The following is a 16,745-nucleotide window of genomic DNA, read 5'->3' on the forward strand; positions in this document are numbered from 1 at the left end:
GGACCCCCGATGACGGTCTGCTGAACGCCTACCGCTCGGCTCGCTCGCCCGCCCCCGCCCGCCGGACCGCGCGCGTGATCGCGTAGACCACCAGGATGACCACGACGAGTCCGGTGGTCGCGGCGATCTGGGACCGGGCGGCGGAGTCGGACAGCATGAGGCCCACCACGGCGAGGAGCGCCACCAGCGTGGCCCACGAGAGCCACGGATAGCCCCAGGCGCGCAGACGCAGCGGCTCGCCGCTCTCCGCGGCTGCGGCCTCGAGCCGCGGCCGCAGCCGCAGCTGCGAGACGACGACCAGCAGCCACACCACGAGCAGCGCCGAGCCGACGGCGTTGAGCAGCACGCCGAGCAGCGACTCGGGCAGCAGGTAGTTCAGCAGCACCGCGACGACGCCGAAGAACACCGACACCAGCACCGCCACCCACGGCACGTCGCGGCGGGAGACCCGGGTCGCGACCGTCGGCGCGTCACCGCGACCGCCGAGCGAGAAGAGCATGCGGGACGTCGCGTAGACGTTGGCGTTGAAGGCGCTCAGCAGCGCGAGCACCACGACGACCTCCATGAGCCGCGCCGCGCCGTCGAACCCCGCCATCTCCAGCACCGACACGAACGGCGACTCGAGGCGGGCGGCGTCCGTCCAGGGGATCAGCGCGACCATGATGGCCACCGAGCCCACGTAGAAGAACAGGATGCGCCAGAGGATGGTGCGGGTGGCCGTCGCCACCGCCGAACGCGGGTCGCGGGCCTCTGCGGCCGCGATCGTGACGATCTCGATGCCCCCGAAGGCGAACACGACGGTGAGGAGGCCGGCGGCGATGCCAGGCAGGCCTTCCGGTGCGAAGCCGCCGTTCGCCGCCCAGTCCCCCAGGACGCTCCCGGACACCGGCACCACGCCGACCACGATGAGCAGGCCCAGCACCAGGAACCCGACGATCGCCGCGACCTTGATGGTCGCGAACCAGAACTCGGCCTCGCCGAACTGGCGGACGCCCACCAGGTTGATCGCGCCGAACACGGCGACGATGGCCGCCGCCACGACCCACTGCGGCACCGCGGGCCACCAGCCGTGCACGATGCCGGCCACGCCCGTCACCTCGACGCCGAGCACCATGACGATGGTGAACCAGTACAGCCAGCCGATCAGGAACCCGGCCCAGCGGCCCAACGCCGCCTCCGCGTACACGGAGAAGGAGCCGCTCGACGGGAGCGCGGACGCCATCTCCGCGAGCATCCGCATGACGAGCACCACGATCGCGCCGGCGATCGCGTAGCTGAGGAGGACGGCGGGCCCGGCCGCCGCGATGCCCAGGCCGGAGCCCAGGAACAGCCCCGCCCCGATGGCGGAGCCCAGGCCCATCATCGTCAGGTGCCGGGGGCGCAGCCCGTGGGCGAGCTGCTGGCTCAGGTCGTCGGTAGTGCTCACGACCGACCACGGTAACCCGAGCGGAGGCGTGCCCGGGCCGCTGCGGATGTGAGTGCGGCACCCCCGGTGAGAGAATTCTGCACGTGACCGACTCCGCACCCACCCCCGCGCACGCTGGTGAGAACCACGCCGTGGAGGAGGAGGACTACGGCCTCGAGACGCCGCTGACCGGCCACCCCGAGCCGCTGCCGCACGTGGTCGTGGTGGGCGGCGGGTTCGCGGGCATGGCGGTGGTCAAGGCGTTGCGGGACGCCCCGGTGCGGATCACGCTGATCGACCGCCGCGTCTACAACACGTTCCAGCCGCTGCTGTACCAGGTGGCGACCGGCGGGCTGAACCCCGGCGACGTCACCTACTTCCTGCGCGGCCTGCGACTGAAGCAGAAGAACGTGCACGTGGTCCACGAGCACCTCGTCGAGGCGGACCACCAGGCCAAGAAGATCCGCCTGCTCAACGACCACTGGGTCAGCTACGACTACCTCGTCGTGACGGCCGGCGTGACCACCAACTTCTTCGGGACGCCCGGCGCCAAGGAGTACGCGTTCCCGATGTACTCGCGGTCGCAGGCCATGCGCATCCGCGACAACCTGTTCATCCGGCTGGAGAAGGCGGCGAAGTCGAAGCGGGTCGACGACGGCCTCCGCGTCGTCGTCGTGGGCGGCGGCGCGACCGGGGTCGAGGTTGCCGGGGCGCTCGCGGAGCTGCGCACCGCCGGCCTGGCTCCCGCCTACCCGGAGATCCACGGCGACGCGTTCGAGGTCAAGGTGGTCCAGCGCGGCGGCGAGATCCTGAAGGCCTTCGCGCCCGAGCTGCGCGCCTACGCGGCCAAGGAGCTGTCCCGGCGCGGTGTCTCGCTGCACCTGGGCGCCGGTGTCGCCGCCGTGGAGCGCGACGCGGTGGTCCTCACCGACGGCACGCGCATCCACGCCGACCTGACCGTCTGGTCCGCGGGCGTGCACCCCCACGAGGAGGTCTCCGCGTGGGGCCTGCCGCAGGACGAGGGCGGCCGCATCAAGGTGGGTGAGGACCTGCAGGTCGAGGGCCTGCCGGGCGTCTTCGCCGCCGGCGACATCGCCGTCTCGCCCGCCGACCTGCCGCAGCTGGCCCAGCCGGCCATCCAGGGCGGCACGGTGGTCGGCCGCAACATCGCGGCGTTGCTGGCGGGCGGCCCGGTGCAGGAGCTGCAGTACGTCGACAAGGGCACGATGGCGGTGATCGGGCGTCGCGCCGCGATCGCCGAGATCAACCTGCCCGGCGGCAAGCCGCTGCGGATCACCAAGGGTCTGGCCTGGCTGGTCTGGCTGTTCGTGCACATCATGTCGCTGATCGGACCCCGCAACCGGGTCACGACGCTCGCCGGCCTGGTCACCCGCTATGGCTTCCCGTTCCACCGGAGGCCCATCCCGATCGTCGGCGACGTGCCGACGGTCCGCCCGCCCAAGCCCGGCGTCTGACGGCGCGTTAAGCGATTCACCCCCTGGCTCCTCGCGCACCCGCGCGGGGACGCTTCGAGCGTCGTACCGGCACGTACACCTCGAAGGGGAGGCACCATGAGACCCATCCGCGCGACCACCTCCGCGGCCGCGGCGATCCTCGGCCTGCTGCTCGTCCCGCTGCTCGGCCAGCCGGCGGGCGCGGCGGCACCCGCGGCTCCCGACGGCGGCGCCGAGGCAGACGCCCCGAACGCCGTCGGCCTCCACGTCTCGGGCGGCCGGCTCGTCGAGGGCGACGGATCACCCCTGCTGCTGCGCGGCATCAGCCACGCCCACACCTGGTACGCCGGGGAGACCGGGTCGTTCGCCGAGATCTCCGCCGCCGGCGCCAACGCGGTGCGCGTGGTGCTCAGCGACGGGACGCGCTGGACGCGCAACGGCCCGGAGGACGTCGCGGGCGTCGTCGGCCTGTGCGAGGAGAACCGGCTGATCTGCGTGCTGGAGGACCACGACACGACCGGCTACGGCGAGGAGGCCGCGGCCAGCACCCTCGACACGGCGGCGGACTACTGGATCTCGCTGCTGCCGGTCCTCCAGGGCACGGAGGACCGCGTGCTCGTCAACCTCGGCAACGAGCCCTACGGCAACGACGCCGCGGTCAACGCGAGCTGGGCCGCCGACACGAGCGCCGCGATCCAGCGTCTGCGTGACGCCGGGTTCGAGCACACGATCGTCGTGGACGCGCCGTCCTGGGGCCAGGACTGGCAGGGCATCATGCGGGACTCCGCGGCCGACGTGCTCGCCGCCGACCCCGACGGCAACACGGTGTTCTCCGTGCACATGTACGGCGTGTACGACACCGCCGCCGAGGTGACCTCCTACCTCGACGCCTTCACGAGCCAGGGCCTGCCGATCATCGTCGGCGAGTTCGGGCACGACCACTCCGACGGCAACCCCGACGAGGACACGATCATGTCGTACACCCGGTCCCAGGGGATCGGCTGGTTCGCCTGGTCCTGGAGCGGCAACGGCGGCGGCGTCGAGTACCTGGACATGGTGACCGGGTTCGACCCCGCGCAGCGGACCTCGTGGGGCAACCGGGTGATCACCGGACCTGACGGCCTGGCCGAGACCTCGGTGCGGGCGCGCGTGTTCGACTGACGGCGTGGGTGCTTGCGTCCTGTATCGACGGGTGTCAACATAGAGACATGTCGATACAGGGCTCAGGTACCGAGCCGGCCACGTCGGCCGAGGCGCACGCGATCGGCGCCGACGCCGCCGCCGGCCTCGCGGCGACCCTCAAGGCGATCGCCGACCCGCTGCGCCTCCGCATGCTCTCGGCGATCGCCACCTCGCCCACCGGTGAGACGACGGCGGGCGAGCTCGCCACCCTGACCGCCGTCTCGCAGCCCACGGTGTCACACCACCTCAAGGTGCTGCGCGACGTGGGCCTGCTCACGTCGGACCGCCGCGGTACCTGGGTCTGGTACCGCATCTCCCCCGCCTACCGTGGCGCGGTCACCACGCTGCTCGACCGGTTCGCCCCCGCGGCCGTCGAGGTGCACGGCGCACAGGCGGGAGCCTCGGGGGCCGGGACCCACGAGGTCACCGGGCTCGGCGACGTGGACGCCGCCCTCGACCGAGTGGCCGCCTCGCTGTCCGCACGCTTCATCGGCACCCCCGATCGCGAGTGCTACCGCGTGGTCAGGGAGTCCTACACGGCGCTCGCCCGGCGCGGCGGCAGCGCGGCACACCTCGTCCCGCTCACCGAGCACTTCGCACGGCAGCGCATCGTCGACGCCGAACGCGCGCTGGCGGCGGGCTCCGACCGCGCGCCGCAGGTGCTCTTCGTGTGCGTCGCCAACGCCGGCCGGTCGCAGCTTGCCGCCGCCCTCATGCGGCACTACGCCGGCGACCGGGTGGTGGTCCGGTCGGCGGGCTCGGCGCCGGCGAGCGACGTCCACGCCGCCGTGCGCGGCATTCTCGAGGAGCTCGGTGACGGCGCCGCCGCCGACGTCGTCGACGACGTCACGCGCTTCTACCCCAAGCCCCTGACCGACGACGCCGTCCGCGCCGCCGACGTCGTGGTGACCATGGGCTGCGGCGACGCCTGCCCGGTGCTGCCCGGCAAACGGTACGAGGACTGGATCGTCGGCGACCCCGCGCTGGCCTCCCCCGCCGGGGTGGCCGCCATCCGCGACGAGCTGGACCGGCGGGTGCGCGAGCTGCTCGCCGTGCTGCTGCCGGCCGAGGACGCCCTGACCACCCGAGGAACCCGATGAGCTCCCTGCCCCTGCCGAGCACCCCCCTGAAGATCGTCGTCGTCGGATCCGTGGCCGCCGGAACTTCCGCTGCCGCAAAGGCCCGCCGCAACACGGAGACCGCGCAGATCACCGTCTACGAACGGGACCACGACATCTCGTACTCCGGCTGCGGGCTGCCCTACTTCATCGGCGGTGCGGTCGAAGACATCGATGACCTCACCCCGCGTGACCCCGCCTGGTTCAAGGCGCGGTACGACGTCGACGTGCGCACCGGGCACGACGTCGTCGCGGTCGACGCCGACGCCAGGACCGTCACGGTGCGGGACCTGGCCACCGGCCGGACGTTCGTCGACCCCTACGACGAGCTGGTGCTCGCGACCGGCGTCCGCGCCGTCGTCCCGCCCATCTCGGGAGTGGACTCCCCCGGGGTGTTCTCCGTGCGCACTCCCACCGACGCGCGCGCCATCCGCGCCTGGATCGAGGACAGCGAGTCGCGGGGCCGGCCCGTGCGCCGTGCGGTGGTGGTCGGGGCCGGGTACATCGGGCTCGAGATGACCGAACAGCTGGTCGCCCGCGGCCTCGCCGTGACCGTCGTCGAGGCGCTCGACCACGCGATGCCGCGCATGGATGCGGACATGTCGGCCCGGGTGGACGGCGAGCTCCGACGGCACGACGTCGACCTGCGCCTCGCCACGAACGTCGTCGCCGTCACCGCCGACCGCGACGGCGTGACCGGCGTGACCGTGGAGGGCAGCTCCGCCGAGGGCGAGCACGTGGACGCCGAGCTCGTGATCGTCTCCGTGGGGGTCCGACCGAACACCGCCCTGGCCGAGCAGGCGGGCGCGCGGATCGGGCCTACGGGTGCCGTCGCCGTCGACCGGAGGCAGCGCACCAGCGTGGAGCACGTGTGGGCCGTCGGCGACGTCGCCGAGTCGTTCCACGTGATCACCGGCGAGCCCGTATGGGTACCGCTCGGCTCGACCGCGAACAAGATGGGCCGCATCGCCGGCGACGCGATGACCGGCGGGCCGTTGGAGCACCGCGGGATCCTGGGAACGTCGATCGTGCGGGTCTTCGACGTCGGCGTCGCCCAGACCGGGTTCACCGAGGACCAGGCGCGGGCCGCCGGGTACGACGTCGAGGTGCTGCACAACATCAAGCCGGACCGGCCCGAGTACCTGGGAGGCACGGCCCTGGCCCTCAAGGCCGTCGCCGACCGTGCCACGGGGCGCCTGCTCGGCGCCCAGGCGATCGGGGCGTCCGGGGCGGACAAGCGCATCGACGTGCTGGCCACCGCGATCACCTTCGGGGCGGACGTCGCCGACCTGTTCCACCTCGACCTCGCCTACTCCCCCACGTACGCCACCACCAAGGACCCGGTCCACTTCACCGGCATGGCACTGACCAACGCGATCCACGGGCAGGCGCCGCTGGTCACGCCGGCCGAGCTGGAGCGGCGTCGGGCGGAGGGCGAGCGGATCCAGGTGGTCGACGTGCGCTCGGCGAAGGACCGTGCAAAGTCCGCCGTACCGAACTCGGTGCACATCCCGCTGGCCGAGCTGCGCAAGCGGTCGGGCGAGCTTGATCCCGCGCTGCCCACGGTGACCTACTGCAACAAGGGCGTCACCGGGAACGCCGGCCAGAACGTGCTGCGCAACCTCGGATTCGCCGACGTCGCGAACCTGTCGGGCGGCAACCAGAACTACCAGGCGCGCACCACGGCGTCCTGACCCTCACGACCAGACCTCACGAACCCACCGGAGAACACTCGTGTCCGAGACCTCGACACCCACCAAGCCGTCCGCCCTGTTCGTCTGCGTGCACAACGCGGGCCGCTCCCAGATGGCCGCCGGATTTCTCCGGGCGCTGTCCGACGGCGCCGTCGAAGTGCGCTCCGCCGGGTCCATGCCCGCCGACCAGATCAACCCCGTCGCCGTGGAGGCCATGCTCGAGGTGGGCATCGACATCCGCGGCGAGAAGCCCAAGGTGCTCGAGGCCGAGGCGGTCGAGGCCTCGGACGCCGTGATCACCATGGGCTGTGGCGACGCCTGCCCGTACTACCCCGGCAAGAACTACCAGGACTGGGAACTCGACGACCCGGCGGGCCAGGGCATCGAGGCGATCCGCCCCATCCGCGACGAGATCCAGCGGCGGGTGCGCGGGCTGCTCGCCGAGCTCGGGGTCGAGCCGGTCGCGTGAGCGCTCCTGTGCGCGCACCGGCGTCGGTTGCGGTAGTCGGGGCGGCCGTCGGTGAACGGGCGGGTCTGTGGCGCCGGGCGCTCGCCGAGCTCCTCGGGACCGGCCTGCTGGTCACCGTGGTGGTCGGCAGCGGGATCGCGGCCGCGACCCTGTCACCCGACGACGTCGGGTTGCAGCTGCTGGAGAACTCGCTCGCCACGGCACTGGGACTGGCCGTGCTGATCGCCGTGCTGGCGCCGGTGAGCGGCGCGCACCTCAACCCGGTGGTCACGCTCGTCGACGGGCTCCTCGGGCGGCGCGACCCGGCAGGGCCGCGCCTCACCGACGTGGCCGTGTACCTCGCCGCGCAGCTGGCAGGAGGTATCGGCGGTGCCGTGCTGGCCAACGTGATGTTCGGCGAGCCGACCACGATCGCGACCACCGACCGGGCCACGGGCGCGACGCTCGTGGCCGAGGTGGTCGCGACGGCCGGCCTCGTCCTGGTGATCTTCGGGCTGCTGCGCGCCGGGCGCGACGCGTTGATCGCTCCGGCGGTGGGTGCCTACATCGGCGCGGCGTACTGGTTCACCAGCTCCACGTCGTTCGCCAACCCCGCTGTCACCGTCGGCCGTGTGTTCAGCGACAGCTTCGCGGGGATCGCGCCGGGTTCGGTGCTGCCGTTCGTGCTCGCGCAGCTGGTCGGCGGGGCGGTCGGCGTCGGGCTGGCCGTGGTGCTGTATCCGGCGCGGTCGGGTGCGTCCGGCCACTGACGGCGGGACCGCTCGGTGGGATCTTCGGCGGTGGGCTGTCGCCGGGCTCTTCGGCGGCGGGCTCTTCGGCGGTGGGCGGGCGGCGGTGGGCGGGCGGCGGTGGGCGGGCGGCGGCAGCGGACCCGGACAGCCCCCGCTGACTGCAGACTTTGTCGCGGACGCCGGAGCCGACTGCAGACTTGGACGCGGTCCGGGGGCCTTTGACCGCGTCCAAGTCTGCAGTTGGCTACCGGATTGCTGACGAAGTCTGCAGTCGGCGGCTCACAGCTGGTCGCCCGAGCGGCCGTGCGGGACGCCGGTGCTGAAGCCGACCGACCCGACACCCGCCGACCCAGCACCCGCCGACCCAGCACCCACCGGCCCGGCACCCACCGGCCCACCGTCGACCGGGCCGACCCGAGAGGGCGCCCGCCCGATCGAGACCGGCTGGGGTTCCGCGGGGACGGAGCAGCAGGAGCTGGAGCCGGCCGCGGCGAGCTCGTTCGCGGAGACCCGGCCGTCCGCGTCGGCGGACAGTGCGAGGTCGGACGAGCAGACGCCGGTCGCCGGCAGGTTCAGCTCCACCGAGTCGGCCGCCGCGCGGTCCCCGGCGAGCGCCGCCGCGATCGAGCGCACCTGCTCGTAGCCGGTCGCGAGGAGGAACGTCGGGGCCCGCCCGTAGGACTTCATGCCCACGAGGTAGAACCCTGCGTCGGGGTGGGTCAGCTCGGCCTCACCGTGGGCGGGCACGGTGCCGCACGAGTGGAGGTTGGGGTCGATGAGGGGCGCGATCTGGCGCGGTGCCTCCACCACGGGGTCGAGGTCGAGGCGAATCTCGCGCAGCATCGCCAGGTCGGGCCGGAACCCGGTGGCAGCTGCGATGTTGTGCACGGTCAGGTCGAGCGCCCCGTCGCCGCCGTCACGGCGGGCCGTTCCCAGGACGCGCACCGTGTCGTTCGCCGGGTCGGTCGACGGCTCCAGCCGGTCGATCGCCACGCGGGTGAGCAGCTCGATCCGGCCGGCCTCCACCGCGTCGCGCAGCCGGGTGCCGAGCAGGCCGCGGGCCGGCAGGTCGTCACCGGTCCCGCCGCCGTACAGGCGGCGCGGCGAGCCCCCACGGATGGCCCAGGTGACCCGGGTGCTCCGGTTGCCCTGTGCGGCCTCCTGCTCCGCGAGCTGGACCAGGCTCAGCAGGGTGTTGGCCGCCGAGTGCCCCATGCCGACCACGAGCGTGTGCCGCCCGGCGAACCGGTCACGGTCCCGGCCGAGCACGTCGGGCAGCGCGCCGGTGAGGAACGGTGCCGACTCGGGCTCGCCGAGGGTCGGCAGTCCGGACGTCCCCAGCGGGTTGGGCTGCTCATAGGTCCCGGAGGCGTCGATCACCGCCTGCGCGCGGATCTCCTCGACGGTCCCGGTCCCGCCGGCACCGCCCGTGGGTGCCGTGGCCAGACGGACCAGGTACGGCAGGCGCTCGCGCCCCAGCGAGCGGGAGCGGTCGGCGCCGTCCTTGGTCACGGCGAGCACGCGGGTCCCGTACCGGATCTGCGCCCCCGCGCCGTTCACGAGCGCGTCAGCCAGGGGTGCGAGGTACCGCTCGACGAGCTCGGCACCGGTGGGCAGCGTGTCCGGGTCAGGCTCGGTCCACGGCTCGGCGCCCGCGGCGTCGGCGGACATGAGCAGGCGGCGGGCGGCGGCGTCGACGTCGTACCGCCACGGCGAGAAGAGGCGCACGTGGCCCCACCGGGCGACGGCGGCGCCCGCGCCGTCCCCGGCCTCGATGACCAGGGGTTGGATCCCGCGCTCGGCGAGGTGCGCCGCGGCGGCGAGGCCCACGGGCCCCGCGCCGATCACTATGACCGGAAGGTTCTGCGCTGTCGTCATGTTGCCCGTCCCCATCTTCGCTGTCGTCCTCGCTCATCTTCGCCGTCTTCTCCGTCGGCGGCCAGATCGGATCGAAGAACATCGATGCGTTGTGTCGGAGTGAACATATCCAGAAACTTCGATGCGTGGCAAGATGGTCGCATGACGACGATCGCACTCGAGCTCGCACCGGCCGCACCGACGTCCGGCACCTGCTGCGCCCCGCTCGTACGCGAGGCTGCCGACCCGGCCGTCGCTGCCGACCTCGCCCGCTCCTTCAAGGCCCTGGGCGACCCCACGCGGGTTCGGCTGCTCTCGATCGTCGCCGCGCACGACGGCGGCGAGGCCTGCGTCTGCGATCTCACCGAGCCCGTCGGGCTGAGCCAGCCCACCGTGAGCCACCACCTGAAGATCCTGGTCGATGCCGGTCTGCTCGCCCGGGAACAGCGCGGAAAATGGGCTTACTACTCCGTGGTTCCGGGGTCTCTCGACCGGCTCGGTGCGCTCCTCAGCGAAGCGGCGCGGTAGCCTCGCTCCTGGCGCTCGGCCACACCGCCGTCGGCCAAGGAGAACCCCCATGACACCGGACGAGCTGCGCTCCGCGCAGAAACTCACCATGGCGAACCCTGAGCGGTTACGCCTGCTGGCCCGCATGCTGACGCATCCGGGAGGCGGCGCGACCGCGCAGGACTTGGCGCACCTTCCCGCGGCGACCGGGACCGTCGAGCAGGACCTCGACGCGCTGGTCGCGGTGGGCCTGGTCGCCACCGTCACGCCGGACGGGCAGCTGCCCGACGGTTCACTCGCCGGCCCCTCCCGCCCCACCGCACCGCTGTACCGGGTGTCGTCCCGAGGTATCGCACGGTTCGGGGCGGCTGCGCTCGCGGCACCCCGCCACCCGGGGGAAGCCGCGCTCGCGGTGCACGACCACGGGGCGTTGCTCGCCCGGCTCACCGAGACCCTGTCCGCCGGGTTCGCCGCGAACGCCGGCGCCGGCACGGTGGACCGCCTCGTGCGCGAGTGCTACGCCTCGCTGAGCAAGCAGATCAGGTCGTTCTCGCACCTGCCGGCGCTCACCGCCTGGCTCGCGACCGACCGCCTCGCCGCGATGACCGAGGTGACGTACGGGTCGCCGCGCGACGTGCTGTTCGTCTGCGTCCACAACACCGGCCGCTCCCAGATAGCGGCAGCGGTCACCCGACGCCTCGCGGGCGACCGCGTCCGGGTGCGCACCGCGGGAACCAGACCGGCGTCGGAGCCCGACGCGCGCACGGAGGCGGTCCTGGCCCGGCGTGGCCTCGACGGGCTCATCGAGTTCCCGCGCGAGCTCACGGACGACATCGTGCGCGCCTCCGGCGTGATCGTCACGATGGGCTGCGGCGACTCGTGTCCCGTCTACCCGGGACGCCGCTACCTCGACTGGCCGCTCGACGACCCGGCGGGCCGCCCGGTCGAGGAGGTCGAGCGGATCGTCGACGACATCACGGTCCGCGTGCGGACCCTGCTCGCGGAGATCGATGCCGCGGAGGCTCCCGCGAACCCACGTCTGCCGGCGCCGGACGCGCACCCCGCGTGGCCGTCGCTCCCCAGCCGGAGCCCGTGGTCCGCGATCCCGGGCACGGACGGCGCGAAGGACCGGCGCAAGGCGCGGTAGCCGGCGTCCAGCCGTCCAGAACATATGCACAGGTCTGTGGATAACCCCTGTGCACAACTACCGGGGCAGACGTCCCGGTGGGGAGTGTCAGAGGCTCGGTGCAAGGTGGTAGCACGCACATCCTTCGTGCCACCACCTCGTGAAGGGCTGAGCCATGACCGAACAACCTTCCGGCGGACCAGCGGACACGCCGACCGCCTCCGGCGGAGTGGGCACCGTGGACTCCGTGGTCCTCGACGTCCCCGACCTCGCCGTCGATGCTGACTTCTGGACGGCGCTGACGGACGGCACCGTGTCCAAGGCCGACGACGACTGGATCACCGTCGTGACCCCCGACCGGTGGGGCATCGCGTTCCAGCTCGCACCGAACCTCGTCCCGCCGCAGTGGCCGGGGCAGGAGCATCCACAGCAGGCGCACCTCGACCTCTACGTACCGGACCTGGCGGCGGCGAGCGCCCGGGCCGTGGAGCTGGGCGGCACCGTGCTGCGCGAGAACGAGCAGTGGATCACGCTCGCGGACCCGGCCGGGCATCCGTTCGACGTGTGCCTCGACGAGAAGGCGGAGGGGGTCAGCGTCATGGGTGCCACCTTCGACTGCGCGGACGCGTCGGCGCTCGCCCGGTTCTGGTCCGGCGTGATGGGCGAGCGGGTGACGTATGACTCCGACGGCCTCGCCATGGTCGGCGGCTCCCGGCCGCTGCTCTTCCAGACCGTGGAGGGGTACAACCCGCCGCGCTGGCCCGATCCCGCGTACCCGCAGCAGCTCCATCTCGACATCGAGGTGCCTGACCTCGACGCGGGCGAGGCGGCGGTTCTCGCCCTCGGTGCGACGCGCCTACCCGGCCAGGGTGACGGCTTCCGGGTGTTCGCCGACCCGGCGGGGCACCCGTTCTGCCTGGTGCGCTGAGTACGCGTCAGGCGTGCTCGAGGGCCGGGTGGTCCGGGTGGTCGACCCGGACCACCAGGTCCGGAACGCCGGCGATCTCCCGGGCGTACCGCTCGTAGGCCGACAGTGCCCACGCCTCGTCGGGCGGCGTCCGGCGGCGGAGGGTCGCCGGTTTGAGCGCGAGATGCACGGCGATGTCGAGCGCGAGGCCGCGCCCGACGGCGAGCGTGCCGTCGAGGACCACGACGGTGCCCGGCGCCGCGTACCGGTAGTCGGCCCGCGTGGCGCGGTCGGTGTCGGGGTCGCGCAGGCTGGGCAGGTACTCCCGCCGTTCGACGACACGCGCCAGCACCTCGCGGTTCAAGGAGCCCACGTCGATCCAGGCGTCGAGCAGGCTGTCCGGGTCCTCGCGCCCGTGCTCGAGCCGGAGGGAGCGCCGGCGCAGGAAGTCCCTGACACTGACGCGTGCCACGGGCCGGCCCGCGGCTTCGAGCGGCGCGACGAGGGCATCGGCGAGCCGCTCGGGTCGCGTGGACGGGTGCCCGTCGACGAGCAGCCGGACCGGCCCGTCGTCCTGCTGCCGGCCGGCCGGCTGGCCTGCCCGGGACTGCGCGCGGGCGACGACCAGCCCGGTGACCCGCTCGACGAGGAGCGCCGTACTGACGGGTTCCACACGTGTGCTCATCGTGGGACGACTCTATGACGTGGGTCGGCCGCTGCCGTCAGCGATTTCCGATGACGCGTGTCGGACCGCCCGAGTACGTTGAACCGGTGACCCAGCCCTATCTCCGGTTTCCCCACATCCACGGCGACCAGGTCGCGTTCGTGGCCGACGACGACGTCTGGCTCGCTCCCGTGTCCGGCGGCCGCGCATGGCGCCTGACCAACGATCACGCTCCCGCGACCACCCCCCGCTTCTCCCCCGACGGCACGCGTCTCGCCTACGTGTCGCACAAGGACGGCCATCCCGAGGCCTACGTGGTCGAGCTGGCCGACGGCGCCGCCCGGCGCCTGACCTGGCTCGGCGGCAGCACGACCATGGTGCTCGGCTGGGCGGACGCCGAGTCGGTGCTCGTCTCGTCCAACGCCGGCGCGCACGAGCGGTCGCTGACCGTGGTGCGCACGGTCGGCCTCGACGGCACCGTCGAGACCCCGCGCTACGGGCCCGCCTGGGGCGTCGCCGAGCACCAGGGCGCCGACGGTGTCCGCACGACCGCGCTCGTCTCCGCCGGCTACCGCACCCCGGCGTACTGGAAGCGGTACCGGGGCGGCACCGCGTCGGTGCTGTGGACGGACCGCGGCATGGGCGACTGGCAACGCCCCCTGCCCGACGACGAGGCGGGCATCTACGACCCGATCTGGATCGGCGACGCGCTCGTGTTCACGTCGGACCGCGGAGCGACGTTCCCCGACCACGCGGACGAGCAGGCGAACCTCTGGGTGCTCGACGGCCTCGCGACCGCCACGGAGACCCCCGAGCCCCGCCTGCTGACCCGCCAGTCCGAGGCCGAGGGCTACGTCCGTGACGCGGCCTCCGACGGCTCGCGCATCGTGTGGCACAGCCGTGGCGACCTCTGGCTGCTCGACGGACTCGACGGCACCCCGCGACGCATCGACGTCACGCTCACGGGCGCGCTGCCGCAGCCGTACTCCGCCGACCCCGACTCGGCCCCCGCCGGCATCGACGGCCTGGCGGTCGACCAGACCGGCGACGCGAGCGTGGTCGGCTGGCTCGGCACCGCGTACTGGGTGACCCACCGCGCGGGCCCGGCCCGGGCGCTCGTCGCCGACCCGTCGGTCCGCGTGCGCGAGCCCGTGCTGCTCGGCGACACCGGACGTGCCATGGTCGTGACGGACGCGCCCCGCAGCACCCCACAGGGCGAGAGCAGGGAGGACTCCCTCGAGATCCACGTGCTGCCCGGCTCGCCCGACGACGCCTCCGACACCCCGCCGCAGCGGCTCGCGGGCGGCGAGCTCGGCCGGGTGCTGCACCTCGCCGCGAGCCCTGCGGGCGACAAGGTGGCGGCCATCTCGCACGACGGCCGGATCAGCGTGGTCGCCGTACCGCCCGACGGGACCGACGAGGCCGACGGGACCGACGAGGGCGCCGGTACCGCCGCGGCACCCGGCACCGTCACCCTGCTGGGCCGGTCAGGGAACGGCGAGGCGGAGTCGCCGACGTTCTCCCCGGACGGGCGATACCTGGCCTGGTCGAGCCCCACAGGCAGCGAGGGCGACCACCACCAGATCCTCGTGGCAGACCTGCACGCCGAGCAGCCGACGGCGACCCCGCTGACGTCCGGGCGGTTCCACGACTTCTCGCCGGCGTTCAGCGACGACGGCAAGTACCTCGTGTTCCTGTCGGACCGCACGTTCGACCCGTCCTACGACTCCCACGAGTTCGCCCTGTCGTTCAGCGCCGCCACGCGGCCGTGGCTGATCCCGCTCACCGCGACCGAGCCGGCGCCGTTCGGCCCGAGCGCCGACGGCTGGCGTCTGGCCAAGCCGGACAAGAAGGCGAGCGGCAAGGCCGACGGCAAGGCCGACGGCACGGCGGACGGCACGGCGGACGGCACGGCGGACGGCACGGCGGACGGCACCGCGAGCGCCGAGGTGAGCGGCGAGACCGAGGGCAAGGCTGACGACGCATCGGGCACGGCGCGAAAGCAGGAAGCGGGCTCCCCCGACATCGACTTCGACGGCGCCGAGGAACGGGTGGTCCCGTTCCCTGTCACGTCGGGCCGGTACCGGCGTCTGCTCGCCGCCAAGGGCGGTGTGCTCTGGGTGCACGAGACCGACGACGCGGGTGTGCTCGGCGCCCGGCACGCCGGTACGGAGGCCGACCCGGTGCCCAACGTGCTGCAGTTCTGGTCGTTCGAGGCGCGCAAGACCACGGACGTCGCCGAGAAGGTGCGCACCTATGCGGTGTCCGGCGATCGCGAGCGCGTGGTGATCCGCTACCGGTACGGCCTCGGCACGCAGTCGGCGACGAGCAAGCCCAGCGACGACGACCCGAGCGCGTTCGACATCGACCTGTCCCGCATCCGGTACGAGGTGGACCCGAGGGTCCAGTGGCACCAGATGTTCGACGAGAACGCCCGCATCATGCGCGACCACTACTGGCGCGCGGACATGAACGGCATCGACTGGGACGGTGTCGTGGCCCGGTGGCGTCCGCTGGTCGACCGCGTGGCCACCCACGACGACCTCGAGGACGTGCTCTGGGAGACCGTCGCCGAGCTCAACACCTCGCACGCGTACGTGCGCGGTCCGCGCGCACCGGGCGACACGTCCCGCAGGCTCGGGCTGCTCGGCGCGGACCTCACCCGGACAGCCGACGGCTGGCGGATCGAGCGGGTGCTGCCGAGCGAGTCGTCGGATCCCGGAGCACGGTCGCCGCTGCGCGCAGCCGGGGTCGACGCGCGGCCCGGCGACCTCATCGTCGCTGTGGACGGGCGGCCCGTGGACCCGGTGTCGGGCCCGTCGGCGAACCTGGTCGGCGCGGCGGACATTCCGGTGGAGCTCACGCTGCGACGCCCCGGCTCGGCCGACGGCGGTGGCGCGAGCGGTGCCGACCGCCGGGTCGTCGTGGTGCCGCTCGCCGAAGAGTCCGACCTGCGCTACCAGGCCTGGGTGCGGTCGCGCCGCGAGTACGTCGCAAAGAGGTCGGAGGGGCGGCTGGGCTACGTGCACGTACCGGACATGATGAGCACCGGGTGGGCGCAGCTGCACCGCGACCTGCGGCTCGCCACCCAGTGCGAGGGCATCGTCGTGGACGTGCGGTTCAACGGCGGCGGGCACACGTCGCAGCTCGTGATCGCACGCCTCGCCGCGCGCGTCGCCGGCTGGGGCCTGAACCGGCACTACGACCGGCCCAGCACCTACCCGGACCGCGCCCCGCGTGGGCCGGTGGTGCTGGTCACCAACGAGTACGCCGGGTCCGACGGGGACATCGTGAACGCGGCGGCGCAGGCGCTCGGCGTCGGCCCGGTGGTCGGGGTGCGGACGTGGGGCGGCGTGATCGGTATCGACGGCCGCTTCAGCCTCGTGGACGGCACGGGTATCACCCAGCCGCGGTACGGGTTCTGGCTCGACGGCAAGGGGTTCGACGTGGAGAACCACGGCGTCGACCCCGACATCGAGGTGCGGCACACGCCGGCGGACTACTTCTCCGACGTCGACCCGCAGCTCGACGCCGGTATGGCGGAGGCGTTCCGCCGCCTCGCCGAGCGTCCGGCGGCGACGCCGCCCGCGCTCCCGGAGCCGCGGGTGCGCCGCCGCGCGTAGCCCTGGTC

13 protein-coding genes are annotated in these 16,745 nt (G+C 73.2%); 10 read left to right on the forward strand and 3 right to left on the reverse strand.

Annotation, left to right across the window (positions count from 1 at the left end):
* Positions 1–28 precede the first annotated feature (28 nt).
* Entirely contained in the window at positions 29–1,426 is a 1,398-nt protein-coding gene (locus tag ACYVK7_RS21100; RefSeq protein ID WP_460889680.1) for an amino acid permease, read from the reverse strand.
* 194 nt (positions 1,427–1,620) lie between these two features.
* On the opposite strand from ACYVK7_RS21100, the gene ACYVK7_RS21105 reads away from it, so the two are divergent.
* The 6 genes from ACYVK7_RS21105 to ACYVK7_RS21130 all read left to right on the forward strand — a co-directional run bounded on the left by ACYVK7_RS21105 (position 1,621) and on the right by ACYVK7_RS21130 (position 8,071).
* Positions 1,621–2,880 carry an NAD(P)/FAD-dependent oxidoreductase gene (locus tag ACYVK7_RS21105; RefSeq protein WP_460889750.1) on the forward strand — a complete coding sequence of 420 codons (1,260 nt, stop codon included), beginning with the start codon at positions 1,621–1,623 and terminating at the stop codon, positions 2,878–2,880.
* 96 nt (positions 2,881–2,976) lie between these two features.
* On the forward strand, positions 2,977–4,020 hold the full coding sequence (locus ACYVK7_RS21110) for a glycoside hydrolase family 5 protein (protein ID WP_460889681.1): 1,044 nt from the start codon (positions 2,977–2,979) through the stop codon (positions 4,018–4,020).
* A 47-nt stretch (positions 4,021–4,067) separates the two neighbouring features.
* Entirely contained in the window at positions 4,068–5,141 is a 1,074-nt protein-coding gene (locus ACYVK7_RS21115) for a metalloregulator ArsR/SmtB family transcription factor (RefSeq protein ID WP_460889682.1), read from the forward strand.
* Entirely contained in the window at positions 5,138–6,853 is a 1,716-nt protein-coding gene (locus ACYVK7_RS21120; protein WP_460889683.1) for an FAD-dependent oxidoreductase, read from the forward strand. The genes ACYVK7_RS21115 and ACYVK7_RS21120 overlap by 4 nt, the downstream gene beginning before the upstream one ends.
* Before the next feature lie 40 nt (positions 6,854–6,893).
* Positions 6,894–7,322 carry an arsenate reductase ArsC gene (locus ACYVK7_RS21125; RefSeq protein WP_460889684.1) on the forward strand — a complete coding sequence of 143 codons (429 nt, stop codon included), beginning with the start codon at positions 6,894–6,896 and terminating at the stop codon, positions 7,320–7,322.
* A gap of 65 nt (positions 7,323–7,387) precedes the next feature.
* Positions 7,388–8,071: an aquaporin gene (locus tag ACYVK7_RS21130; protein WP_460889751.1), complete on the forward strand. Its 684-nt coding sequence runs from the start codon at positions 7,388–7,390 to the stop codon at positions 8,069–8,071.
* 261 nt (positions 8,072–8,332) lie between these two features.
* On the opposite strand, the gene ACYVK7_RS21135 is transcribed toward ACYVK7_RS21130, so the two are convergent.
* The gene (locus tag ACYVK7_RS21135; protein ID WP_460889685.1) at positions 8,333–9,931 is read right to left on the reverse strand and encodes an FAD-dependent oxidoreductase; all 1,599 of its coding nucleotides are present in this window, start codon (positions 9,929–9,931) and stop codon (positions 8,333–8,335) included.
* A 141-nt stretch (positions 9,932–10,072) separates the two neighbouring features.
* Between ACYVK7_RS21135 and ACYVK7_RS21140 the strand changes: the two genes are divergently transcribed.
* The 3 genes from ACYVK7_RS21140 (at position 10,073) to ACYVK7_RS21150 (ending at position 12,471) form a co-directional block, all read left to right on the forward strand.
* On the forward strand, positions 10,073–10,438 hold the full coding sequence (locus ACYVK7_RS21140) for an ArsR/SmtB family transcription factor (protein ID WP_460889686.1): 366 nt from the start codon (positions 10,073–10,075) through the stop codon (positions 10,436–10,438).
* 49 nt (positions 10,439–10,487) lie between these two features.
* Positions 10,488–11,564 (forward strand): arsenate-mycothiol transferase ArsC, encoded by a 1,077-nt coding sequence (locus ACYVK7_RS21145; protein ID WP_460889687.1) that lies wholly within the window; start codon positions 10,488–10,490, stop codon positions 11,562–11,564.
* Positions 11,565–11,718: 154 nt separating this feature from the next.
* Positions 11,719–12,471: a VOC family protein gene (locus ACYVK7_RS21150; protein WP_460889688.1), complete on the forward strand. Its 753-nt coding sequence runs from the start codon at positions 11,719–11,721 to the stop codon at positions 12,469–12,471.
* Positions 12,472–12,478: 7 nt separating this feature from the next.
* Here the strand turns inward: ACYVK7_RS21150 and ACYVK7_RS21155 are convergent, their stop codons facing one another.
* A complete protein-coding gene (locus ACYVK7_RS21155) occupies positions 12,479–13,135 on the reverse strand; it encodes a nucleoside/nucleotide kinase family protein (protein ID WP_460889689.1) in 657 nt (218 codons plus the stop codon).
* 86 nt (positions 13,136–13,221) lie between these two features.
* Between ACYVK7_RS21155 and ACYVK7_RS21160 the strand changes: the two genes are divergently transcribed.
* On the forward strand, positions 13,222–16,737 hold the full coding sequence (locus tag ACYVK7_RS21160) for a S41 family peptidase (protein ID WP_460889690.1): 3,516 nt from the start codon (positions 13,222–13,224) through the stop codon (positions 16,735–16,737).
* Positions 16,738–16,745: the final 8 nt, after the last annotated feature.

This window comes from Promicromonospora xylanilytica, from assembly GCF_054782895.1.